At 58.1% G+C, this 21,871-nt stretch carries 23 protein-coding genes; 12 read left to right on the forward strand and 11 right to left on the reverse strand.

What is annotated here, in order from left to right:
• Window positions 1-128: 128 nt before the first annotated feature.
• Window positions 129-542 (forward strand): large-conductance mechanosensitive channel protein MscL, encoded by a 414-nt coding sequence (gene mscL, locus ACIOWE_RS12910; RefSeq protein ID WP_103303624.1) that lies wholly within the window; start codon window positions 129-131, stop codon window positions 540-542.
• 44 nt (window positions 543-586) lie between these two features.
• Here mscL and ACIOWE_RS12915 read toward each other — a convergent pair whose 3' ends face one another.
• Window positions 587-1,363, reverse strand: a complete 777-nt coding sequence (locus ACIOWE_RS12915; protein ID WP_401391713.1) for a ferredoxin--NADP reductase — start codon at window positions 1,361-1,363, stop codon at window positions 587-589.
• A gap of 321 nt (window positions 1,364-1,684) precedes the next feature.
• Here ACIOWE_RS12915 and ACIOWE_RS12920 point away from each other — a divergent pair, with 321 nt between their 5' ends.
• Entirely contained in the window at window positions 1,685-2,398 is a 714-nt protein-coding gene (locus ACIOWE_RS12920; RefSeq protein WP_401391715.1) for an autoinducer binding domain-containing protein, read from the forward strand.
• Between the two features lie 174 nt (window positions 2,399-2,572).
• Complete coding sequence (locus ACIOWE_RS12925) at window positions 2,573-3,697, forward strand: methyltransferase (protein WP_401391718.1); 1,125 nt, start codon at window positions 2,573-2,575, stop codon at window positions 3,695-3,697.
• A gap of 71 nt (window positions 3,698-3,768) precedes the next feature.
• Here the strand turns inward: ACIOWE_RS12925 and ACIOWE_RS12930 are convergent, their stop codons facing one another.
• The 3 genes from ACIOWE_RS12930 to ACIOWE_RS12940 form a co-directional block, all read right to left on the reverse strand.
• Entirely contained in the window at window positions 3,769-3,936 is a 168-nt protein-coding gene (locus ACIOWE_RS12930) for a DUF2474 domain-containing protein (protein ID WP_401391721.1), read from the reverse strand.
• An 82-nt stretch (window positions 3,937-4,018) separates the two neighbouring features.
• Window positions 4,019-5,026 (reverse strand): cytochrome d ubiquinol oxidase subunit II, encoded by a 1,008-nt coding sequence (gene cydB / locus ACIOWE_RS12935; protein WP_401391724.1) that lies wholly within the window; start codon window positions 5,024-5,026, stop codon window positions 4,019-4,021.
• A gap of 3 nt (window positions 5,027-5,029) precedes the next feature.
• The gene (locus ACIOWE_RS12940; protein WP_401391727.1) at window positions 5,030-6,472 is read right to left on the reverse strand and encodes a cytochrome ubiquinol oxidase subunit I; all 1,443 of its coding nucleotides are present in this window, start codon (window positions 6,470-6,472) and stop codon (window positions 5,030-5,032) included.
• A gap of 551 nt (window positions 6,473-7,023) precedes the next feature.
• Here ACIOWE_RS12940 and ACIOWE_RS12945 point away from each other — a divergent pair.
• The 3 genes from ACIOWE_RS12945 (at window position 7,024) to ACIOWE_RS12955 (ending at window position 8,942) form a co-directional block, all read left to right on the forward strand.
• On the forward strand, window positions 7,024-8,262 hold the full coding sequence (locus tag ACIOWE_RS12945; RefSeq protein WP_401391730.1) for an MFS transporter: 1,239 nt from the start codon (window positions 7,024-7,026) through the stop codon (window positions 8,260-8,262).
• 99 nt (window positions 8,263-8,361) lie between these two features.
• Window positions 8,362-8,640, forward strand: a complete 279-nt coding sequence (locus ACIOWE_RS12950) for a type II toxin-antitoxin system RelE/ParE family toxin (protein WP_401391733.1) — start codon at window positions 8,362-8,364, stop codon at window positions 8,638-8,640.
• Window positions 8,641-8,654: 14 nt separating this feature from the next.
• Window positions 8,655-8,942 (forward strand): HigA family addiction module antitoxin, encoded by a 288-nt coding sequence (locus tag ACIOWE_RS12955; protein WP_401391736.1) that lies wholly within the window; start codon window positions 8,655-8,657, stop codon window positions 8,940-8,942.
• A gap of 6 nt (window positions 8,943-8,948) precedes the next feature.
• Here ACIOWE_RS12955 and ACIOWE_RS12960 read toward each other — a convergent pair whose 3' ends face one another.
• On the reverse strand, window positions 8,949-9,500 hold the full coding sequence (locus ACIOWE_RS12960; RefSeq protein ID WP_401391739.1) for a DJ-1 family glyoxalase III: 552 nt from the start codon (window positions 9,498-9,500) through the stop codon (window positions 8,949-8,951).
• A 66-nt stretch (window positions 9,501-9,566) separates the two neighbouring features.
• Window positions 9,567-10,016: a DUF4879 domain-containing protein gene (locus ACIOWE_RS12965; RefSeq protein WP_401391742.1), complete on the reverse strand. Its 450-nt coding sequence runs from the start codon at window positions 10,014-10,016 to the stop codon at window positions 9,567-9,569.
• Window positions 10,017-10,238: 222 nt separating this feature from the next.
• On the opposite strand from ACIOWE_RS12965, the gene ACIOWE_RS12970 reads away from it, so the two are divergent.
• Both ACIOWE_RS12970 and trmA read left to right on the forward strand, forming a co-directional pair.
• On the forward strand, window positions 10,239-11,534 hold the full coding sequence (locus tag ACIOWE_RS12970) for an NCS2 family permease (RefSeq protein WP_401391745.1): 1,296 nt from the start codon (window positions 10,239-10,241) through the stop codon (window positions 11,532-11,534).
• Window positions 11,531-12,610: a tRNA (uridine(54)-C5)-methyltransferase TrmA gene (gene trmA, locus ACIOWE_RS12975; protein ID WP_401391748.1), complete on the forward strand. Its 1,080-nt coding sequence runs from the start codon at window positions 11,531-11,533 to the stop codon at window positions 12,608-12,610. Before ACIOWE_RS12970 ends, trmA begins: the two co-directional genes overlap by 4 nt.
• A 55-nt stretch (window positions 12,611-12,665) precedes the next feature.
• On the opposite strand, the gene ACIOWE_RS12980 is transcribed toward trmA, so the two are convergent.
• Window positions 12,666-13,112, reverse strand: coding sequence for a DUF2442 domain-containing protein (locus tag ACIOWE_RS12980; RefSeq protein WP_401391751.1), 447 nt, complete (start codon window positions 13,110-13,112; stop codon window positions 12,666-12,668).
• The gene (locus ACIOWE_RS12985; protein ID WP_401391754.1) at window positions 13,109-13,537 is read right to left on the reverse strand and encodes a DUF4160 domain-containing protein; all 429 of its coding nucleotides are present in this window, start codon (window positions 13,535-13,537) and stop codon (window positions 13,109-13,111) included. Before ACIOWE_RS12985 ends, ACIOWE_RS12980 begins: the two co-directional genes overlap by 4 nt.
• Before the next feature lie 329 nt (window positions 13,538-13,866).
• On the opposite strand from ACIOWE_RS12985, the gene aroQ reads away from it, so the two are divergent.
• Complete coding sequence (aroQ, locus tag ACIOWE_RS12990; protein WP_401391757.1) at window positions 13,867-14,316, forward strand: type II 3-dehydroquinate dehydratase; 450 nt, start codon at window positions 13,867-13,869, stop codon at window positions 14,314-14,316.
• Entirely contained in the window at window positions 14,313-15,167 is an 855-nt protein-coding gene (locus ACIOWE_RS12995) for a shikimate dehydrogenase (protein ID WP_401391760.1), read from the forward strand. Before aroQ ends, ACIOWE_RS12995 begins: the two co-directional genes overlap by 4 nt.
• Window positions 15,168-15,283: 116 nt before the next feature.
• Here ACIOWE_RS12995 and ACIOWE_RS13000 read toward each other — a convergent pair whose 3' ends face one another.
• The gene (locus ACIOWE_RS13000; RefSeq protein ID WP_201236709.1) at window positions 15,284-15,961 is read right to left on the reverse strand and encodes a TetR family transcriptional regulator; all 678 of its coding nucleotides are present in this window, start codon (window positions 15,959-15,961) and stop codon (window positions 15,284-15,286) included.
• A 102-nt stretch (window positions 15,962-16,063) separates the two neighbouring features.
• A complete protein-coding gene (quiC, locus tag ACIOWE_RS13005; RefSeq protein ID WP_401391763.1) occupies window positions 16,064-17,965 on the reverse strand; it encodes a 3-dehydroshikimate dehydratase QuiC in 1,902 nt (633 codons plus the stop codon).
• 269 nt (window positions 17,966-18,234) lie between these two features.
• Between quiC and ACIOWE_RS13010 the strand changes: the two genes are divergently transcribed.
• On the forward strand, window positions 18,235-19,572 hold the full coding sequence (locus ACIOWE_RS13010; RefSeq protein WP_401391766.1) for an MFS transporter: 1,338 nt from the start codon (window positions 18,235-18,237) through the stop codon (window positions 19,570-19,572).
• A 130-nt stretch (window positions 19,573-19,702) separates the two neighbouring features.
• Here ACIOWE_RS13010 and ACIOWE_RS13015 read toward each other — a convergent pair whose 3' ends face one another.
• Window positions 19,703-20,581 (reverse strand): DMT family transporter, encoded by an 879-nt coding sequence (locus ACIOWE_RS13015; RefSeq protein WP_401391769.1) that lies wholly within the window; start codon window positions 20,579-20,581, stop codon window positions 19,703-19,705.
• A gap of 547 nt (window positions 20,582-21,128) precedes the next feature.
• Between ACIOWE_RS13015 and ACIOWE_RS13020 the strand changes: the two genes are divergently transcribed.
• Entirely contained in the window at window positions 21,129-21,797 is a 669-nt protein-coding gene (locus ACIOWE_RS13020; protein ID WP_401391864.1) for a neutral zinc metallopeptidase, read from the forward strand.
• The last annotated feature ends 74 nt before the right edge of the window (window positions 21,798-21,871 follow it).

Below are 21,871 nucleotides of genomic sequence, written 5' to 3' on the forward strand. Positions count from 1 at the left end.
CACTTTGTAAACTAATCGTCGATTGATGTGTCGATAAAAACGGGCATTGTAAGAAGGTGTTTCGCGCAGAACGCGTTTTGCTGATTTACACTGCGTACACCAAACTCATCTGTAACAAGGAATAACCTATGGGCGTGCTAAGTGAGTTCAAGGCCTTCGCGGTCAAAGGCAATGTGGTCGACATGGCCGTCGGGATCATCATCGGTGCCGCGTTCGGCAAAATCGTTTCGTCTTTTGTCGGTGATGTGATCATGCCGCCAATCGGCCTGCTGATCGGCGGCGTCGACTTCAGCGATCTGGCCATTACGCTCAAAGCCGCCGAGGGCAACGCCCCTGCGGTGATGCTGGCTTACGGCAAGTTCATCCAGAGCATCCTCGACTTTGTGATCGTTGCTTTCGCGATCTTCATGGGCGTCAAAGCCATCAACCGCCTGAAACGCGAAGAAGCCGTGGCGCCTACCCTGCCACCTGTTCCGACCAAGGAAGAAGAATTGCTGGGCGAGATCCGCGATCTGCTCAAGGCCCAGAACACTCGGCCCTGAACCTTCTGCACGATAAACAACGGCGCCTGTGGGGCGCCGTGTTTTTACCAGTAATTTTCCACCGCGACCTGACCAGGTCTGCGGGTCAGGCTGAGGCTCATGTGACGCTTTTTCAACAGCGCACGAGTGTCGTCGATCATCTGCGGATTACCGCACAACATGACCCGCGAGTGTTCGGCAGTCAGCTCGAGGCCCGCTGCACGCTCCAGCTCACCGTTCTCGATCAGTGTAGTGATCCGGCCATGCAACGCGCCGGGGTGCTCCTCACGGGTGACGGTGGGAATGAACTGCAATTTGTGAATATGCTCGGCAAGGTAATCACGCTGTGCCAGTTCGGCGATCAGAGTCTGGTAGGCAAGTTCGCGCGCCTCCCTGACGCTGTACACCAGGATGATGCGTTGAAATTTCTCCCACACTTCGAAGTCCTGCAGGATCGACAGGAAGGGCGCCACCCCTGTACCTGTGGACAACAGCCATAAATCCCGACCGTCGACAAACCTATCAAGGGTCAGATAGCCGAAAGCCTGGCGATCGACCAGCAGGGTATCCCCGACCTCAAGCCGACTCAGCTCACTGGTGAACTCGCCCCCGGGCACCACAATGGAAAAGAACTCGAGAAACTCGTCGAACGGTGATGACACCATGGAGTAGGCACGCCACACGGTGCTGCCATCGGCCTTGGTCACGCCGAGCCGAGCGAACTGACCCGCCCGAAAACGAAACCCCGTGTCACGGGTTGTACGCAAGGTGAACAGGCTGGGGGTCAAGGGTTGTATGTCCACCAGAGTCTGACGGGTGAACTTCTCTGCGCTGGCTGTCATAGGGCACTCCATTCAACGATTGCCACCAGTTTCCCGCAAAGTCACGCGCTTAAATACCACTGTTTTGTAATGGTATTCAGTACATCTTGCAATTGGTAAAAGCTGTACAAGCCCATGACATTTATCACTAATTAGTAAAAGATTCTCAAAACATGTCAACCCCCATATAAAACAATATGTACTTAAGAACTAGTTATTCAGTTTTCGCTCAACTCAAGTGCAAAAAAATTAAAACAGTACGTAGGAAAAGTCCTACACTCGGTGGCGTGCGGATTCGGTTGGATCCAAAAAAGCACCCCGGTCATTGCTTGGAGCATTGGTATGGAAACGTGGAAGGAGTCGCAATTAAAGCAACTGACTTTCGCCAAGGGTATAGATACGGCATATCCGATATTGCTCAGATTTGCCGAAAATCTGGGTTTTAACTTTTGTGCAATTTCAGTTACTTCGCCCCGGCAGGTCACGCAATTAAACGCGCTGCAAATCAACAACTACCCTCAAGACTGGAACAAACAATATGAAAAAGACAACTTCAATCAAATCGACCCGGTAATAGCACACTGCAATCATTCAATGATTCCCATCGTCTGGAATGAAAAGGCATTCTCAAATGCACCACAATTATGGCAAGGCTTGAAGCAACAGGGCCTGCAACATGGCTGGTCGCAATCTTTCCACCATGAGGAAAGCGGCTTGTGCTGCATTCTCAGCCTGGCGCGCAAACACTGCCCGATCAGCCCGCTTGAGCTGTATGAGCATTTTGGCTACATCTTTTACGCCGCCAGCCACCTCAGCGAATTGTTCGCCCGGACCCTGCCCAAGCAACCTGCCAAACCCCGACAGCCAAATCTTTCGCCACGAGAACTGGAGGTTCTGCAATTGTCCGCCGGCGGAAAGACGGCCTATGAGATCTCGAAGATCCTCAGCCTGAGCGAACGCACCGTGAACTACCACGTGCAAAACGTGATCGAGAAGCTCAACGTCTGTAACAAGATCTCTGCTGTCATCGCGGCCGCCAGAGCCGGGATTATCTGAGTGGTGCCCTTGTCACCGCCTGAAAACCTGCGGGTATTTCGCTGAAAAAAAACGTACCATTTGTGGCCTTCCTGAGTGATGGCGTGATTTCCCCACGCTGCAGTCCACTCGGTCGGTTCCGCCGCACAACTCAACGGCTGCGGGACACCCGTCGATTACCCTGAGTCCCGCCCCATGCCTTTGTTTGAAACGCCCTTTGCCCAACTCGATCTGATCCGCCAGCCCGAACAGCAGAACGAACCGCTGCAAGCTTTCGATGCCGCCGACGAATACCTGCTCAATCATCTGGCTGCGCAGCAACCGACGACCGACACCCGGGTATTGGTGCTCAACGACAGCTTCGGCGCGCTGGCTGCCAGTTTGCTGGGCAAGATTGACGTCACCAGCAGCGGTGATTCGTTTCTGGGTTTTCAGGGGCTGGAAAAGAATCTGCTGCGCAATGGCCAGGCATTCGACGCGATTCGCGGGATCCCGGCCAGCGAGCCGTTGCGCGGGCCATTCGACCGCGTGCTGATCCGCGTCCCGAAAACCCTCGCCTTGCTGGAAGAACAACTGATTCGGCTGCAAGGGCAACTGGCACCCGGCGCTGAAGTGATTGCGGCGGCGATGATCAAGCATTTGCCGCGCGCCGCTGGCGATTTGCTGGAACGCTATATCGGTCCGGTGCAGGCATCACTGGCGGTGAAAAAAGCCCGCTTGCTGATTGCCACCCCAGAGCCGAAGGCACCGGCGATATCGCCCTACCCGAGCCGTTATCGCCTCGACACACCGGCCATTGAACTGCTCAACCATGCCAATGTGTTCTGCCGCGAGGGACTGGACATCGGCACCCGTGCCTTTCTCCCGCATTTGCCGAAGAACCTTGGCAGCGCACGCGTCGCCGATCTCGGTTGTGGCAACGGTGTTCTGGCGATTGCGAGCGCTTTGCAAAACCCCGATGCCCATTACACGCTGGTTGACGAATCGTTCATGGCGGTGCAATCGGCTGCCGAGAACTGGCAGGCTGCGCTAGGCGATCGCGCGGTGATCGTGCGAGCCGGGGATGGTCTGGCCGGTCAAGAGCCGCAATCGCTGGACGTGGTGCTGTGCAACCCGCCGTTCCATCAACAGCAGGTGGTCGGCGATTTCCTTGCCTGGCGCATGTTCCAGCAGGCGCGCGAAGCGCTGGTGGTGGGCGGCGCGCTGTACATCGTCGGCAACCGTCATCTGGGTTATCACAGCAAGCTGGCGCGGCTGTTTCGCGGCGTCGAGCAAGTGGCTGCCACGCCGAAATTCGTGATCCTCAAGGCCCGCAAGTAACCTTCAGGCAAAAAAAACCCTCCGTGAGGAGGGTCACAAATCCGTGCCCGAAGGCGCCGGGACGGAATCTTTCAGTGAGTGGTCAGGCCTGCCGCATTCATGAACATGCGCATCAGGCTGGCGGCGATAAACAGCACGCCGACACTGCCTGCCCAAATCAACGCCAACCAGCCAAGCCGCTGCCACAGCGGCTTTTTTTCGGATTCTTCAATGTCGTGCAGGGAATGTTTGCCGGTCATTGTTTCGATCCTCATTCAGAGCGGGCGTCGCAGCCGACGCCATCGTCGGAACGCCGCCAGGGGCAAGCCCGCTCCCACAGGTTTAGTGATAACCGTCTTCATGGGTGACCTTGCCGCGGAACACGTAGTAGCTCCAGAAGGTGTAACCCAGGATGAACGGAATGATGAATAACGTGCCCACCAGCATGAAGCCCTGGCTTTGCGGCGGTGCGGCGGCGTCCCAGATCGAGATCGATGGCGGGACGATGTTAGGCCACAGACTGATGCCCAGACCGCTGTAGCCAAGAAAGATCAGCACCAGGGTCAACAGGAACGGCATGTAGTTGGCATTGCGCGCTACGGCGCGAATCAGGCCGTACATGGTCACCAGTACCAGAATCGGCACCGGCATGAACCAGAACAGATTCGGCATGCTGAACCAGCGTGTGGCGATTTCCGGGTGCGCCAATGGGGTCCACAGGCTGACCACACCAATCACCGCCAGCAGCACAAAGGCCAGTGGTCGCGCCAGATTGTGCATCTGCTCTTGCAGCTTGCCTTCGGTCTTCATGATCAGCCAGGTGCAGCCGAGCAAGGCGTAAGCCACCACCAGTGCGGCGCCGCAGAACATCGTGAACGGTGTCAGCCAGTCCAGCGAGCCGCCGGCGAACTGCCGATTGACCACTGGCAAGCCATCGATGAACGCACCGAGTGCCACACCCTGGAAGAACGTTGCAGCGACCGAACCGCCGATGAACGCCTTGTCCCACAAATGACGTTTGTCGTCCTTGGCCTTGAAGCGGAATTCGAACGCCACGCCGCGGAAAATCAGCCCGATCAGCATGAAGATCAGCGGCAGGTACAGCGCCGACAGCACCACCGAATACGCCAGCGGAAACGCGCCAAACAACGCCGCGCCACCGAGCACCAGCCAGGTTTCATTGCCGTCCCATACCGGGGCGACGGTGTTCATCATCACGTCACGGTCCACCTTGCCCGGGATGAACGGGAAGAGAATCCCGATCCCGAGGTCGAAGCCGTCCATAACCACGTACATCATGATGCCGAAGATGATGATCACGGCCCAGATCAGCGGAAGATCAATACCCATGGCTTAAATCTCCTTGGTCAGGCTGGGGCTGTGGTCAGCGTCGGCGCCATCGTCGTCAGCAGCAGACAACGGCCGGGCCGGTGTGCGTTTCTGGCCAGGACCACCGTCGTTGGTTTCCTTGCCTTCGTCGGTTTTCGGCCCTTTGCGCACCAGACGCATCATGTAGCCGAGACCGGCCCCGAACAGGGCGAAATACACCACCACGAACATGATCAGCGTGATGCTCATTTGCATGAAGCTGTGGTTTGAGGAGGCATCCGCTGTACGCATCAGCCCGTAGACCACCCACGGCTGACGGCCGATTTCAGTGGTGAACCAGCCCGCGAGGATCGCGATCAGGCCGGACGGTCCCATCCACAGCGCCAGATAAAGGAACGGACGCGAGGTGTAGAGGGTGTCGCGTTTACGCAGCCAAAGACTCCACAGACCGGTGAAGATCATCAGGAAACCGAGGCCGACCATGATCCGGAACGACCAGAACACGATGGTCGAATTCGGCCGGTCTTCCGGCGGGAATTCCTTGAGCGCCGGCACCTGTTTGTCCAGCGAGTGGGTCAGGATCAGGCTGCCGAGGTACGGAATCTCCACGGCGAATTTGGTTCTTTCCTCTTTCATGTCGGGCCAGCCGAACAGGATCAGCGGCGTCGCTTCGTCGCCCTTGTTTTCCCAGTGGCCTTCGATCGCGGCGATTTTCGCCGGTTGATGCTCAAGGGTATTGAGGCCGTGGAAGTCGCCGATGACGGCTTGAATCGGCGCGACGATCAGTGCCATCCACATCGCCATCGACAGCATGGTGCGGATCGCCGGATTGTCCTTGCCGCGCAGCAGGTGCCAGGCCGCCGACGAGCCGACAAAAAATGCCGTGGCAACGAACGCCGCAGTGGCCATGTGCATCAAGCGGTACGGAAACGACGGGTTGAAAATGATCGCGAACCAGTCGGTTGGAATCACTTGCCCATTGACGATCTCGAAGCCTTGAGGTGTCTGCATCCAGCTGTTGGATGCAAGAATCCAGAAGGTCGAAATCAACGTGCCGATGGCGACCATGACCGTGGCGAAGAAGTGCAGTTTGCGCCCGACCTTGTTCCAGCCGAACAGCATGACCCCCAGGAAACCGGCTTCGAGGAAGAACGCCGTGAGCACTTCATACGTCAGCAAAGGCCCGGTGACGGAACCGGCGAAGTCGGAGAATCGGCTCCAGTTGGTGCCGAACTGATAGGCCATGACCAACCCTGAAACCACGCCCATGCCGAAGTTGACGGCAAAGATCTTTGACCAGAAATGGTAGAGGTCACGGTAGGTGTCGTTATGGGTTTTCAACCACAGGCCTTCGAGTACCGCGAGGTAACTCGCCAGACCGATGGTGATGGCCGGGAACAGGATGTGGAACGAGATGGTGAACGCGAACTGAATTCGGGCGAGATCGAGTGCCTCTAAACCGAACATATGGCTTCCTCTGTCAGGTAATACCGGCTGCGGACCCGGAAGCCTGCACCCACTGCCCCCACGGATATGGAGTGCGGCGAATTCTGATTCGTTCTTTTTAAACAACCATCGCAACGCAGGGAGTCTGGCCAACGGGCCACCGGATCAATTCCTTCTGGGGTCTTGATCTGGATCAAGCAACGTTGAAAGAGTAGTCCCATTTCAGACGAAGAACCGCGTGGTCGTTTGCCGCGTGACAAGTTGCCTCACAGCCTTGGCAACACTCTGAAATGTATTTTTCAGATGAATGAAGTCCCCTGTGGCGAGGGGATTTATCCCCGATCGGCTGCGCAGCAGTCGCAAATCCGACCACGTTATTCATCTGAAACAACTGAGTTGAATGCTATCGGGGCCGCTTCGCGCCCCATCGTGGATAAATCCCCTCACCACAAGGGAAATCTCACAGGCACGGAAAATCGATGTCTTCCTAACTAAATTTTTTGTCATAGCAACTTCCTGTTACAGACTGGTGATAACCTCGCGGTTCCCCCCCGAGCCAGACCTGCCTTCAGATGCCCAGCCAAGAGCCTTTGCTGTTACGTCACCATCGTCCATTCCTTGCGTTCTGGTTCGCCCGGATCTTTACCGCCAGCGGTTTTCAGATGCTCACCGTGGCGATTGGCTGGAACCTCTACCAACTGACCGGCAACGTGCTCGATCTGGGTCTGGTCGGTCTGGTCGAGTTCGCCCCGCGTGTGCTGTTCATGCTGCACACCGGACATGTCGCCGATCGCTACGACCGGCGTAAAGTCGCGGCGATCTGTCAGTCATTGCAGGCATTGATCGCACTGGCACTGGCGATCGGCAGTGCCACCGATCACGTCACCCGGGAAATGATCTTCATCCTCGCCTTCCTGCTTGGCGCGGCGCGGTCGTTCGAAATGCCGACCACCCAGGCGCTACTGCCGAGCATTGTGCCCACTGCGCTGTTCCCTCGAGCCGTTGCCGCGGCGCAATCGGCGCAACAATCGGCAACCATCGTCGCGCCAGCCCTCGGCGGGTTGCTCTACGCATTCGGCAGCGTCTGGGTTTATGGCCCGACGGTGCTTCTGTATGTGATTGCCTGCTCGCTGATGCTCAACCTGCCAGCGCGGCAGACACCCTTGAACAAAGGCAAAGCCACGCTGGATTCGCTGCTGGCAGGGATTCGCTTCATTCGCAGCCGTCCGGACATCCTCGGCGCGATTTCGCTGGACCTGTTCGCCGTACTGCTCGGTGGCGCCACTGCGCTGCTGCCGGTGTTCGCTAAAGACATTCTGCTGACAGGACCGTGGGGCCTGGGCCTGCTGCGCTCGGCACCGGCAGTCGGCGCACTGGGGATGTCGCTGTTTCTGGCGCGGTTTGCCGTGGAACGCAACGTCGGTCGGGTGATGTTCACTGCGGTCGGTGTATTTGGCGTCGCAACGATTGCCTTCGGCCTGTCGACCTCGTTCTGGTTTTCGCTGGCGGTGCTGGTGGTGCTCGGCGCGGCGGACATGATCAGCATGGTGATCCGCGCCTCCTTCGTGCAACTGGAAACCCCGGACGAAATGCGCGGCCGGGTCAGCGCGGTGAACGGCTTGTTCATCGGCGCCTCGAACCAGTTGGGCGAATTCGAATCCGGCCTCACCGCCCACTGGTTCGGCACCGTGCCGGCGGTGGTAATGGGCGGGATTGGTACGTTGGTGGTAACGGGGACGTGGATCAAGCTGTTCCCGACTTTGGCCAGACGGGACCGGATGACAGAGTTGGTGGAAGAGGCGGAGGCTTAGTTCTCGTTTGCCAATACAGCACGCCAACACAAATTAATCGAAAAGGTGCGGTACATAGATACCGCATCGAGTGTAATGTATCGCCTTACACTCGCTGGCATGATCAAATCCTTTCAGCACAAAGGCCTTCGTGGCTTCTATGAAACAGGTTCGACTCGCGGAATTCGCGCCGATCACGCAAAACGGTTAGCGCGCATGCTGCAATTCATGGATCGCGCAGCGCTCCCCGGAGATCTTGATCTTCCAGGCTGGCGTTTGCATCCACTGAAGGGGGAACTGTCGGCATACTGGTCGCTCAGTGTTTCAGGCAACTGGCGGGTTATCTTTCGTTTTGTCGGTTCGGACATCGAACTGGTCGATTATCTGGACTACCACTGACAGGAGGCAGGCTCATGCCCATGCACAACCCGCCACACCCCGGTGAAACACTGCTGCTGGATGTCTTGCCCGAGCTTGGCATCAGCGTGACCGAACTGGCACGGCACCTCGGCTTCGCTCGCCCGCATCTTTCCCGTGTATTGCATGGGCATGCGCCGATCAGCCCGGATCTGGCCGTGCGGCTGGAGCGAGCAGGCATTGGCAGGGCACGTGTTTGGCTAGGTGTTCAAACCGATTACGATCTCTGGCAAGCGGAACATCGGGAGCAACCGGCGATTGAACCTATCGCCGCGCACGCCTGATCCCCTTCAAGCCCGCAACTCCCCCGCCACTTTCGACCGCATGGCCTTGCCGCCGAGTTGCTCCACCAACTCCAGCGCAAACGCCAGTGCGGCGCCTGAACCTTGGGCGGTGACGCAGTTGCCGTCGACCACCACCGGTTGATCAACAAATGTACAACCGGAGAGTTGATGACTGGCACTCGGCAAGCAGGTCATACGGCGCTGGCGCAATACGCCGAAGGCTTGCAGGGCGACCGCGGGGGCTTCGGCGATAGCGGCGAACAGGCGTCCGGCGCTGGCCTGGTCCTTGAGCAGTTGTTGCAGAGGTTGATGCGCCGCCAGGTGCTGTGAACCGACGGCTCCACCGGGCAGAACGATCAGGTCGAAGGTTTGTGCCAGCACATCGACCAGCATGCCATCGGCGGTCAAACGAGTGCCGCGTGCGCAGGTCAGCATGCGCCGTCCTTCGATGCTCGCCGCGACCACTTCGATGCCGGCGCGGCGCAACACGTCGATCAGGGTCACGCTTTGCAGATCATCGATGCCCTCGGCGAGGGTAATCAGGGCTCTAAAGGTCATGGGCGCTTTCCGCTGGGTGATACTTGAAGCGTAGTCAGCTTCAACGGGATCGCGCTGCAGCAGCCGTTACTTGATGTAAAGCTGAGTCGACATCGTGTTGCGTGGCGCGTTGATCGAGGTGTTGCTGAAGGTGAAGGTGCCTTCCTGTTTGCCCGCCAGATCGAAGGTATAAAGAGAACCGACGGTTTTGTTGCCGGGAGTGCATTCGGTCAGGTTGCCGTTATCAAAGGCACACACCGGGGCGCGGGTGCCGTTGACTTCAAAGCCGTCCAGTGCGACCTGAGGCTGGCTCTTGCCATAGCCGACTTCGAGCACGTAGACCTTGATGTTCGGTCCGCTGTGATTGCATTGGGTCTGCGTCTGTCCATCGCCAATGTCTTCAAGACCGCAGGCCGGCGATTGCACCTTGATCACTTTCACCTGGGTCAATGGCGGTGCCGATGCCGCGAACGCAACAGAGGCTCCAGTCATCAGTCCTGCGATTAATCCGAAAGCCGTCATCCAGCGCTTGCTCATGCGTTGCATATCCTCAAAAAAACTGCGCGCAGTATGGCGCAGTTGGCTCCAGCGCAAAACTTCGACGACGATCGACACCAACAACCGCCATATTCCTCACGCTGCTGGTATGATGCGCGGCTTTTTCCGGCCCACCACAATTTTCCAGGCGCTTGCGACGGTCTGTGCTTTGCTGTTGAGGTCGATACATTCACGGCGCCACGCGCGCCACGGGGAGCAGACATGCTGGAAAGGCTGTTTCAACTCAAGGCACATAACACCAACGTGCGCACCGAGATTCTCGCGGGCATCACGACTTTCCTGGCCATGGCCTACATTCTGTTCGTCAACCCGAGCATTCTCGGCGAGACCGGCATGGACAAGGGCGCGGTGTTCGTCGCGACCTGTCTGGCAGCCGCCATCGGCTCGACGGTCATGGGCCTGATCGCCAACTACCCGATCGCCCTCGCTCCGGGCATGGGCCTGAATGCCTTCTTCACTTATACCGTCGTGCTGCACATGGGCCACACCTGGCAAGTGGCGCTGGGCGCGGTGTTCATCTCGGCCGTATGTTTCTTCCTGCTGTCGATCTTCCGCATCCGCGAATGGATCATCAACAGCATCCCGCTGCCGCTGCGCTCGGCGATTGCGGCCGGTATCGGCCTGTTCCTGGCGCTGATCGCCCTGCATAACGCCGGCATCGTGGTCAGCAACCCGGCAACCATGGTCGGCCTCGGAGAGCTGAGAGCACCGGCACCGATCCTTGCCACCCTCGGTTTCGCCCTGATCGTCGCCCTCGAAGCGCTGAAAGTGCGCGGCGCGGTATTGATCGGCATTCTGGCGGTGACGATCGTCTCTATCGCCTTCGGTTTCACCGAGTTCGGTGGCGTGATGTCGATGCCACCTTCGCTGGCCCCTACCTTCATGCAACTGGACATCAAAGGTGCACTGGACATCGGTCTGGTCAGCGTGATTTTCGCCTTCCTGTTCGTCGACCTGTTCGACAACTCCGGCACGCTGATCGGCGTCGCCAAGCGCGCCGGCCTGATGGGCAAGGACGGCCACATGCCGAAAATGGGTCGCGCACTGATCGCCGACAGCACCGCCGCCATGGCCGGTTCGCTGCTGGGCACCTCGACCACCACCAGTTACATCGAGTCGGCTGCCGGCGTGAGTGCTGGCGGCCGTACCGGTCTGACGGCCGTCGTCGTGGCAATTCTGTTCCTGCTGGCGTTGTTCTTCTCGCCGCTGGCGGCCAGCGTTCCCGCTTTCGCCACCGCACCGGCGCTGCTGTTCGTCGCCGTATTGATGATGTCGGGCCTGGCAGAAATAGACTGGGACGACATCACCGTTGCCGCACCGGTTGTAGTCACTGCGCTGGCCATGCCGTTCACCTACTCCATCGCCAACGGCATCGCGTTTGGCTTCATCTCCTGGACCGTGATCAAGTTGCTGTCGGGCCGCGCCCGTGAACTGAACCCGGCGCTGGTGATTCTGTCGATTCTGTTTGTGATCAAGTTGGGTTGGTTCAACGCATGACTTTCGATTCCCAGGCCTACGCCACACAGCTAGAAGACAAGGTCACGCGTTTGCGTGACCTGCTGGCCCCGTTCGATGCGCCAGAGCCGACCGTGTTCGACTCGCCGCTGCAGAACTTCCGTCTGCGTGCTGAATTCCGCCTGTGGCGCGAGGCCGGCGAGCGGCATTACGCGATGTTCTCGCAGGACGACAAACGTACGCCAATCCTCATCGAAGAGTTCCCGATCGCCAGCCTGCGCATCAACCAGTTGATGCCGCAACTCAAGGCTGCATGGCAGGCCAGTTCGGCGCTGAGCCACAAGCTGTTTCAGGTCGAGTTCCTGACCACGCTGGCCGGCGATGCGATGATCACCCTGTGCTATCACCGTCCACTGGACGAACACTGGCATACGGCAGCGACCCAGTTGTCGGCTGATCTTGGGGTCAGCATCATTGGTCGCTCGAAGGGCAAACGCGAAGTGCTCGGCCTCGATTACGTCGTCGAGAAACTCGAAGTCGGCGGTCGCACCTTCAGCTACCGGCAGCCGGAAGGCGCGTTCACCCAGCCGAACGGCACCGTGAACCAGAAGATGTTGAACTGGGCTTACGAAGCACTGGGCGATCGCACTGACGATCTGCTGGAGCTGTATTGCGGCAACGGCAACTTCACTCTGCCGCTCGCCACCCGCGTGCGCAAGGTGCTGGCCACCGAAATCAGCAAGACCTCGGTCAACGCTGCATTGAGCAATCTCAGCGAAAACGCTGTGGATAACGTCACGCTGGTGCGCCTGTCCGCCGAAGAGCTGACCGAAGCGCTCAACGAAGTGCGTCCGTTCCGTCGCCTGCACGGCATCGACCTGAAAAGCTACGAGTTCGGTAGCGTGTTCGTCGACCCGCCGCGCGCCGGCATGGACCCGGATACCTGCGAGCTGACCCGGCGCTTCGACAACATCCTGTACATCTCCTGCAACCCGGAAACCCTGGCGGCCAACATCGCCCAATTGCACGATACGCACCGCATCACCCGCTGCGCATTGTTCGATCAGTTCCCGTGGACGCATCACATGGAATCGGGTGTGTTGCTGACCCGGCGCTGAGTGCAGATGCCAGATACGAAAAAGCCGTCGTGATTGACGGCTTTTTTGTGGGCGATTACAGCGCAGGATCGGCCTTGCGTGGGCGTCCGCCTTTTTTGCCGTTTGCCCGTGCGGCGGCGGACTTTGCCGCACTGCTCTGCCGACCGTTGCGCGAAGCTACTACCGAGGCGGCCATCAGCATCAGTGACGGACTCGCCAAAATCATTCCGGCGATGGAAACGTCGAGATCTTTGCCTTCGTGGCGAAGAGCCGTGCCGGCGAAGTCGATTGCCAAGCTCTCATAATCATCTGCGTCGAATCCGTCGAACTCCGGATAGCGATTCACCGGTAGCAACACACCGCTGCCATCTTCAAAACGAATGACCAGAGAAGTCTTTTCGAAGGTTACGGAGACAGCCTGCAAACTGTTCGCTCGTCGTGCTTCCCCGCGCTGGATCGCGGTATCAATCATTTCCTCCGTCAGCGGTCGACGTGCGGACGGCTTTGCCTTGATGGTTGTCATAATTCGATTTCGACCCCTTCCAATGCGCCTATCAATGTCAGGAGGGTCTTGCCCTCTTCTGGCTCATAACGCGCTGAACCCACTCTGTACGTCGTGCCGGTGACGAGTTGCATCGTCAACACTTCGTTTGATTGGCTATCCCACAACTGATTGTCGAGACAGACTGTTTGCAATCCTGCCCACCAGATCCCTCGTGCCCGTCGCAAGTGAGCGGGCTGTTCCAAGGATCGGCACAAGCCTTCCAGCACTGCCAACGGTGGCCGACGAGAGAGTGGAACGACATCCCAAAGCTCAATATCGTTATGCCAGAAACTGAACTGTAACCGGGCACTCCAACTGCCCGCATTCACGTGAACGTGCGGCGGGCAATGCTCATCTCGCAACATGATGACGATCGACAATCCTTTGTAGCTGCACACCTTCATGCTAACCCATCCGTTAGGTTAATAAACTTCAGGATTCGATATTCCTTTCAAATCCGACGACTGGTGAACGAGCACACGACTCGCCACACTGCTTTGAGGCTAGCGTCGGAGCAGGCGTAGAGGTGCCCGATCTTCAGCAAAAAACGTAAGCAAAGCTGTCGTTACATCGTGATCAAAACTGAATCTGAAATTTGCTTGTGTGCGATCACCGAACACAATACGTGTAGGTAATCTTCGTTCAATTGACCGATGTAACCATCTAGTACATTTTATCTCCACAGGCTGAAACCCTCGGCCAAAGCCAAAAACAATAAGTGGAGTTATCCCCCATGCGCCCTATCGTTCTGGTGCTCAACGGCCCGAACCTGAACCTGCTCGGCACCCGCGAACCCGCGACTTACGGCCACGAAACCCTGGCTGACATCTCGGCTTTGTGTGGTCGCGCTGCCGAAGAATTCGGCCTGACCGTCGAGTTTCGCCAGACCAATCACGAAGGTGAATTGCTCGACTGGATTCATGCGGCACGCGGCCGTTGCGCTGGAATCGTGATCAATCCGGCGGCCTGGACGCACACCTCGGTGGCGATCCGCGACGCTCTGGTTGCCAGTGAGTTGCCGGTGATCGAAGTGCATCTGTCCAACGTCCACGCGCGTGAGCCGTTTCGTCATCACTCGTTTGTCTCGGCGATTGCCACTGCGGTGATGTGCGGGTTTGGCAGCCATGGCTATCGCCTGGCGCTGGAACATTTCAGCCAGCGGCTGAAGGGGCAAGCGGCATGAGTCGTCACAACGTGATCCTGGCCGGGCTGATCGGCGCTGGCATTCAAGCCTCGCGCACTCCTGCACTTCATGAGCACGAAGGTGACGCGCAGGGCATGCGTTATCTGTATCGATTGATCGATCTTGATCAACTGCGCATGGACGTCACCGCCCTGCCCGACTTGTTGCTGGCGGCCGAGCGAATGAACTACACCGGTCTGAACATTACCTTCCCGTGCAAACAAGCAATTATTCCGCTGCTAGATGAATTGTCGCCGGAAGCCAAAGGCATCGGCGCGGTCAACACCGTGGTGCTGAAGGATGGCAAACGCGTCGGCCACAACACCGATTGCCTGGGTTTCGCCGAAGGTTTTCGCCGTGGCTTGCATGACGCTGCCCGTAAACGTGTCGTCCAGATGGGCGCCGGGGGTGCAGGCGCGGCTGTGGCCCACGCGCTGTTGAGCGAAGGCGTAGAGCAATTGAGCATTTTCGACGTCGACACTGATCGCGCCGAAAGCCTGGCGAACAATCTCAATCAACATTTCGGATTTGGCCGCGCGGTTGCCGGGCACGATTTGCCGAGTGCAATGAGTCTGGCTGACGGTCTGGTGAACACCACGCCGATGGGCATGGCCAAACTGCCGGGCATGCCCGTGCCGGCCAAGTTGCTGCGCAAGCAACTGTGGGTGGCGGAGATCGTGTATTTCCCGCTGGAAACCGAACTGCTGCGCAACGCCCGCGCATTGGGTTGCCGCACACTGGACGGTGGCAACATGGCGGTGTTTCAGGCGGTGAAGGCGTTTGAGTTGTTCAGTGGCGTGGTGCCGGATGCGCAGCGAATGCTGGCGCATTTTCAAAGCATGAAGGGTTGAAACAATTTGCTTCCCTGTAGGAGTGAGCCTGCTCGCGATGGCGTCCTGTCAGCCAACACATTAGTTGCCTGACACACCGCTATCGCGAGCAGGCTCACTCCTATAGGGGTTCAGTGTCAGGCTTGCAGATACCGCAACACCGACTCGCAAATCATCTCGCGGTGGCGCTGCTTGATGCTCTCGTCCGGCAGATCGATCTGAAAAATCTCACTGAATGTGTGACGGTTAGACACACGATAGAAGCAGAACGAGCTGATCAGCAGATGCACATCCAGCGCATCGAGGCCGCTGCGGAACACGCCTTCCTCGGCGCCCCGACGGAGAATCTCGCCGAGTGAATCGAGGATAGTGTTGTTCATTGCCTTGATGGCATCGGATCGCTTCACGAACTCGGCGTTGTGGATGTTCTCGATGCAGACGATCCGCACGAAATCGACGTTGCGGTCGTGATGATCAAAGGTGAACTCCACCAGCCGTCGAATCGCCACCACCGGCGGCAGCTCAGCCAGGTGCAGGCGGTTTTCCGTACTGCGAATGTCGCCGTAAAGCTTCTCCAGCACCTCGACGTACAACTGCTCCTTGCTGCCGAAGTAGTAATAGATCATGCGTTTGGAGGTATGGATACGTTCGGCGATCGCGTCGACGCGGGCGCCGGACAATCCTTGCTGGACGAACTCGACGATCGCCTCCTGCAGGATGTTCTCGCGGGTCTTTTCCGGATTGTTCTTGCGACTCTTGCGCGGCTCTACGGCGGGTACGACGGGGGCTGCGGGGAGTTCTGATGTCATTGTCATTGCGGGCTCACGGCCATCACTGCACAGGCTGGCGATTATGGGCCGCGCAGCACAGTGAAGGAAGCTGCGCGACCCGTGTTTAATCCCGCGTTTACGAATTTCCTACAACTTCGCCTGACGTACGGCACCACTGCGTGATTTGGCCATCGCCGCCAGACGCACTGCGACGTTGGCCGCGCCGTAACCGGCATAGCCATTTTTACGCTGGATGATCTCGAAAAAGAAGCGCCCTTCGAACGGCTCGGTGTACACGTGGAACAGTTCGCCGCCCTGCGCGTCGCGATCATAGAGGACGTTGTAGTACGCCAGCTCGCTGAGAAATTCGTCGTCGAAATCGAAGCGTGCAGCCAGATCGTCGTAATAATTCAGCGGGATATCCAGCAACGGCACGCCGGCTTCTTTGGCACGCCTGACTTCAGCGAAGATGTCATCACAATCGAAGGCGATGTGATGCACTCCGGAGCCACGGTAACTCGACAGCGCATGCGAAATCGCGGTGTTGCGGTTTTCGGAAATGTTCAGCGGCAGGCGGATCGAACTGTCGCGGCTGCGCAGGGCGCGGCTTTTCACCAGACCGTACGGGTCGGGCAGCACCACTTCGTCGTCAGCCTCGAAATCCAGTAGGCTCTTGTAGAACAGCACCCAACTGTCGAGGCTGTCCGCCGGCAGCGCCATGGCCATATGATCGATACGCTTGAGACCACCACGGGCTACCGCGCCTGACAGCAGATTGAAATCGGTGCCGTAGACATCGGCTTCCTCATCCACCAGATAAATCAGGCTGCCATCCGGTGCACGCACTGCCGCCAGCTCCAGTTCATTGGGGCCAACCAGTCCGCGATACGGTTGGCCTTTATAAGCCACGGCACGCGCCAGCGCGCTGGCGCTATCGTTGACCCGTACGGCGGTGGCACACAACGATGGGCCATGAGCCTCGAAAAAACTGTGTGCAAACGAGTACGGCTCGGAGTTGAGGATCAGGTTGATATCGCCCTGGCGCAGCAGGCTGACACTCTTCGAGCGGTGTTGCCCTGCCTTGACGAAGCCCAGACGCTCCAGCCAATTCGAAAGCTTGGCGCCGAGGCTTTCATCGACAGCGAACTCGAGAAATTCGATGCCGTTGTATTCGCTGGCCTGCGGTGTTTCGAAGAGGATTTCGCGATTGGAGACAGGCTGGGTTTCCTGTTCCAAGCGTTGCCGGGTTTTCTCCTCCAGGTACAACAGCGAACGCAAGCCGTCTGCCGCGTTGGCCCGTGGCGGTGCGGCGCGGAAACCGTCGTTGAAGATTTCCAGCGACAGTGGCCCGGTGTAACCACTCTTGATGATCGGCGCGAGAAACCCCGGCAGATCGAACTCGCCCTGCCCCGGGAAACAACGGAAATGTCGGCTCCACTCCAACACGTCCATGGCCAGGATCGGCGCGTCGGCCATTTGCACGAAGAAAATCTTATCGCCGGGAATGTCGGCGATGGCGCGCGGATCGCCTTTCAGCGACAGGGCATGAAAGCTGTCGAGGAGCACGCCAAGGCTTGGGTGATCGGCTTGGCGCACGATGTCCCAGACCTGTTGATAAGTATTCACGTAACGGCCCCAGGCCAACGCTTCGTAGCCGATGCGCAAACCGCGGGCACCGGCGTGTTCGGCGAGCAAGCGCAAATCGTCGATCAGGATTTGCTGATCGCCAACGCTGTCGGCCGACGCGTTGCTGCACACCAGCACAAGGTCGGTGCCCAATTCCTGCATCAGGTCGAACTTGCGTTCGGCCCGCTCAAGGTTGCGCGCCAGACGATCACGGCGGCAGCCTTCGAAATCGCGGAATGGCTGAAACAGAGTGATGGCGATGCCGAGGTCGGCGCACATCTGTTTAATTTCCCGTGGACTGCCGTCGTAGTACAGAAGGTCGTTTTCGAAAATCTCCACCCCGTCGAACCCGGCGGCGGCGATGGCTTCGAGTTTTTCCGGCAGGGTGCCGCTCAAGGAAACGGTGGCAATGGAACGCTGCATACTTCAACTCCCGGACTGCGCCGCTGTATGGCGGGGGATCGTTTTTGTCGTGGGGGAAATTATTGGCTGCATCCCTTCGCGCAGCAATTTAAAGTGTACTACCCGGTTAGTTTTGCGTGCGATTATCGAACACAATGGCGGTTTGGCGAATTGACGGTTTTTCGTCCACTGCCCAACATCGACCGCACATTGAGTCCGGATCTGAACCACCGGTCGCAGCGTGCAAGAAAAAGCACACCAAATAAAAAATCCAAAAACGGGTGGAACACATGATTCCTTCACAGACTTCCCGCATGGCTCCGGCCATGAGCACTGCCACGGGTGGCATCGGCGACAAGATCCGCGGCGCCATGGCGGTCGGCAAAACCCGTTGGGGGATGCTGGCGCTGGTGTTTTTCGCCACGACCCTGAACTACATCGACCGCGCCGCGCTCGGCGTCATGCAGCCCATCCTCGCCAAGGAAATGAGCTGGACGGCGATGGATTACGCCAACATCAATTTCTGGTTTCAGGTCGGTTACGCCATCGGCTTCGTGCTGCAAGGGCGGTTGATCGACCGGGTCGGCGTCAAACGCGTGTTCTTCTGCGCAGTCTTGTTGTGGAGCCTGGCCACTGGCGCTCACGGTCTGGCGACCTCGGCAGTCGGCTTCATGGTTTGCCGGTTTATCCTCGGTCTGACGGAAGCGGCGAACTACCCGGCCTGCGTAAAAACCACGCGCTTGTGGTTCCCTGCCGGCGAACGTGCAGTCGCCACCGGCATCTTCAACGCCGGGACCAATGTCGGCGCGATGTTCACGCCGATGCTGTTGCCTCTGGTGCTGCATGTGTGGGGCTGGCAGGCCGCGTTCCTGTGCATGTCGGCGCTGGGCGGCATCTGGCTGTTGTTCTGGGGTCTGAAGTATTTCAATCCAGAAGACCATCCGAGCGTCAAACAATCGGAACTGGATTACATCCAGCAGGAAGTCGAACCAGAACAGGCCCGCGTGCCGTTCTCGAAAATACTGCGGATGCGTGGCACCTGGGCCTTCGCCCTTGCCTACTCGCTGACTGCGCCGGTGTTCTGGTTCTACCTGTACTGGCTGCCGCCGTTTCTCAATCAGCAATACAACCTGGGCATCAACGTGACCCAGATGGGCATCCCGCTGATCATCATCTACGTAACCGCCGACTTCGGCAGCGTGGGCGGCGGCATTCTGTCTTCGTTCCTGATCGGTCGCGGGATGAACTCGATCAAGGCGCGGCTGTTGTCGATGTTTCTGTTTGCCTGCTGCATCATCGGCGTGGTCATGGCCGCCGGTTCCGCCAATCTGTGGGTTGCGGTGGCAGCCATCTCTCTGGCGATCGGCGCGCATCAGGCATGGACGGCGAACATCTGGAGCCTGGTGATGGACTACACGCCCAAGCACATGATGAGCACGGTGTTCGGTTTCGGCGGCATGTGCGCGGCGATCGGCGGGATGTTCATGACCCAGATCGTCGGCCATATCCTGACGGTCACCAACAATAACTACACGGTGCTGTTCACGCTGATTCCGGCGATGTACTTCCTCGCGCTGACCTGGATGTACTTCATGGCGCCGCGCAAGATTCCAACCATCACCGAGTAACCTGCCTACACAAGCCTCTCCTGTAGGAGTGAGCCTGCTCGCGATGGCGGTCTGTCGGTCGGTCGATGACTATGTTGACTGATAAGAAGCCATCGCGAGCAGGCTCACTCCTACAGGGGTTTGCGGTGCTTCAACGGCGGCTCTGCTGCCACGCCGCCGCCAGGCCGCTGCAACAGATCACCGCTATGCCGATTACCGTTAACAGGCTCGGTGTGTGGTTGAACAGCAGCCACCCCAACAACCCCGCAAAGACGATCTGGCAATAACCGAACGGCGCCAGCAATGCCGGCGCGGCGTGCCGGAACGCCTGGGTAAGAAACAAATGCGCGGTCATCCCGCACGTACCCAGCGCCAGCATCAGCCCGGCGTGAGTCAAGGTCGGCACTTGCCAGAAGAACGGTACCAGCGCGCTCATCACCAACGTATTGCACAACCCGGCAAAAAAGTTGCTGGTGGTCGGGCTGTCGATTGCCGCGAGCTTGCGTGTCAGCAATTGATAAAAACAGAAAAACAGTGCCGAGCAGAACGGCAGCAACACCGCCGGCGTAAACAGTTCACCGCCGGGGTGGACGATGATCAGCACGCCGACAAAGCCGCAAATCACCGCAATCCACTGCCCCCGCGTGACCCGTTCCTTCAGCAGCGGCACCGACAACGCCGTCACCAGCACGGGTGCCAGGAAGTTCACCGCTGTGGCTTCCGCCAGCGGGATGTACAACAGCGCCGTGGTGAAAAAAAGGCTGGTGCCCAGCAGGCAAAGTGCGCGGGCCAGCTGCCACAACGGCTTTTTTGTGCGCAGGACACGTAGACCGGACTGCGGCAGAAAAATCCCCGCCATCAACAACGTGTGCACTACATATCGCGCCCACACCACCATCACGATCGGATAGAAGCCCGAGAGGTACTTCGACAGGGCGTCATGACTGGAGAACAGGAAGGTCGCGACGACGATCAGCAAGATCCCTTTGAAGGGCTGGTTTATTCCGGATAACGGTGTGCTGACGGTCATGGGACCTCCCTGTAAATACTGCGCAACAATCTAGAGTCGGAGTTCCGTCTCTTACAGACAACATTCGAAATACCGGGCGAACAGCGCACAGCTTCATTCGAACACAACGCTTCTGACACTTGCAGGGCAATGGCTGAAAGGTTTCTTGGGCGCATAGAGAAGCCCTTTCCGGATTACATCCGGACGTAGGCATTTTCGACAAGTTAATACTGAAAAGAACGACATTTATTTCTTCAGCCGAAAGTGGCTTACGCGCTCTTACACATTGCGCCTGCAAACACCCTTCACATGCGGATATTCATAGGCCGGGCAATAAACGCCCATAAACCTATGAGAGATAAGCAAAATGTTATGGAACAAATCTGAACGCAGCAACAATGTGGACGATCAGCGAAAGCACAAGGAGCGCCGTAGCGCGACAGGGATAGCCTTGGCCACAGGCCTGGTTGCCTCCCTTGCAGTCGCCTACGGAGGTTACTGGGCAGCGCTTGAAACTACCGTCGGTCCTGCGGCGGCGGCCGTAGTCAAGGCGCAGCACGACGCATAGATCGCCGTCCTTTTAAAAGACGATCCGCATCGCGTATTCATCGAGGCGGTACTGGGAAGTACCGAAGAGGTATGGACTGAGTTTTTCGCCGAGTCAGGTCAGGCATATTCCGCACCGACTCTGGTTTTGTACAACGAAGAAACCCCGTCGGCCTGCGGTGTAATGGACCCGCAAGAGGACGGTACAGTCTATTGCGCACATGATCAGAAACTTTATATCGATCTGCGCGATCTGGATAAAGATACGACAACGTCCTCAACCGTGTACGACTTTGCGCAGGCCTACATCATCGCTCATGAGGTCGGGCACCATGTCCAAGCCTTGTTGGGAAGCGATAGGGAATTAAATGAGGCTGAAGCGCGAGGTGAACCCGTCGACGGAGAGAGTGGACTCAGTGTGCGCCTGGAATTGCAGGCCGACTGCCTGGCCGGAGTCTGGGCCTATAACGCTCAGAAGCGTCTGAACTGGCTGGAATCCGGCGACATCGAAGAAGCCCTGAAGACCGTCCACGACGGGGGTGATGATTACCTGCAACTGCGGGATGAGGAGGATCTGGACCCGGATGCGTTTACTCACGGTACATCGGAGCAAAGGGTGAACTGGTTCAACACCGGATTCGCGCAGGGCCAGGTTGGCCAGTGCAACACCTTCGCGGCGAACGACCTGTAAATGCATTAACGGCTTTTGGCACCTGCGTAATGTGGTCGTGAGTGTTTACTCGTGCAACTGGTTCAATGAACAGC

The sequence above is a fragment of the Pseudomonas sp. NPDC087598 genome, from assembly GCF_044743525.1.
Classification (GTDB): domain Bacteria; phylum Pseudomonadota; class Gammaproteobacteria; order Pseudomonadales; family Pseudomonadaceae; genus Aquipseudomonas.

Coding starts and splice junctions, on each gene's coding strand:
- mscL (WP_103303624.1), top strand. CDS start 129: ATGGGCGTGCTAAGTGAGTTCAAGGCCTTCGCGGTCAAAGGCAATGTG.
- ACIOWE_RS12915 (WP_401391713.1), bottom strand. CDS start 1,363: ATGACAGCCAGCGCAGAGAAGTTCACCCGTCAGACTCTGGTGGACATA.
- ACIOWE_RS12920 (WP_401391715.1), top strand. CDS start 1,685: ATGGAAACGTGGAAGGAGTCGCAATTAAAGCAACTGACTTTCGCCAAG.
- ACIOWE_RS12925 (WP_401391718.1), top strand. CDS start 2,573: ATGCCTTTGTTTGAAACGCCCTTTGCCCAACTCGATCTGATCCGCCAG.
- ACIOWE_RS12930 (WP_401391721.1), bottom strand. CDS start 3,936: ATGACCGGCAAACATTCCCTGCACGACATTGAAGAATCCGAAAAAAAG.
- cydB (WP_401391724.1), bottom strand. CDS start 5,026: ATGGGTATTGATCTTCCGCTGATCTGGGCCGTGATCATCATCTTCGGC.
- ACIOWE_RS12940 (WP_401391727.1), bottom strand. CDS start 6,472: ATGTTCGGTTTAGAGGCACTCGATCTCGCCCGAATTCAGTTCGCGTTC.
- ACIOWE_RS12945 (WP_401391730.1), top strand. CDS start 7,024: ATGCCCAGCCAAGAGCCTTTGCTGTTACGTCACCATCGTCCATTCCTT.
- ACIOWE_RS12950 (WP_401391733.1), top strand. CDS start 8,362: ATGATCAAATCCTTTCAGCACAAAGGCCTTCGTGGCTTCTATGAAACA.
- ACIOWE_RS12955 (WP_401391736.1), top strand. CDS start 8,655: ATGCCCATGCACAACCCGCCACACCCCGGTGAAACACTGCTGCTGGAT.
- ACIOWE_RS12960 (WP_401391739.1), bottom strand. CDS start 9,500: ATGACCTTTAGAGCCCTGATTACCCTCGCCGAGGGCATCGATGATCTG.
- ACIOWE_RS12965 (WP_401391742.1), bottom strand. CDS start 10,016: ATGAGCAAGCGCTGGATGACGGCTTTCGGATTAATCGCAGGACTGATG.
- ACIOWE_RS12970 (WP_401391745.1), top strand. CDS start 10,239: ATGCTGGAAAGGCTGTTTCAACTCAAGGCACATAACACCAACGTGCGC.
- trmA (WP_401391748.1), top strand. CDS start 11,531: ATGACTTTCGATTCCCAGGCCTACGCCACACAGCTAGAAGACAAGGTC.
- ACIOWE_RS12980 (WP_401391751.1), bottom strand. CDS start 13,112: ATGACAACCATCAAGGCAAAGCCGTCCGCACGTCGACCGCTGACGGAG.
- ACIOWE_RS12985 (WP_401391754.1), bottom strand. CDS start 13,537: ATGAAGGTGTGCAGCTACAAAGGATTGTCGATCGTCATCATGTTGCGA.
- aroQ (WP_401391757.1), top strand. CDS start 13,867: ATGCGCCCTATCGTTCTGGTGCTCAACGGCCCGAACCTGAACCTGCTC.
- ACIOWE_RS12995 (WP_401391760.1), top strand. CDS start 14,313: ATGAGTCGTCACAACGTGATCCTGGCCGGGCTGATCGGCGCTGGCATT.
- ACIOWE_RS13000 (WP_201236709.1), bottom strand. CDS start 15,961: ATGACAATGACATCAGAACTCCCCGCAGCCCCCGTCGTACCCGCCGTA.
- quiC (WP_401391763.1), bottom strand. CDS start 17,965: ATGCAGCGTTCCATTGCCACCGTTTCCTTGAGCGGCACCCTGCCGGAA.
- ACIOWE_RS13010 (WP_401391766.1), top strand. CDS start 18,235: ATGATTCCTTCACAGACTTCCCGCATGGCTCCGGCCATGAGCACTGCC.
- ACIOWE_RS13015 (WP_401391769.1), bottom strand. CDS start 20,581: ATGACCGTCAGCACACCGTTATCCGGAATAAACCAGCCCTTCAAAGGG.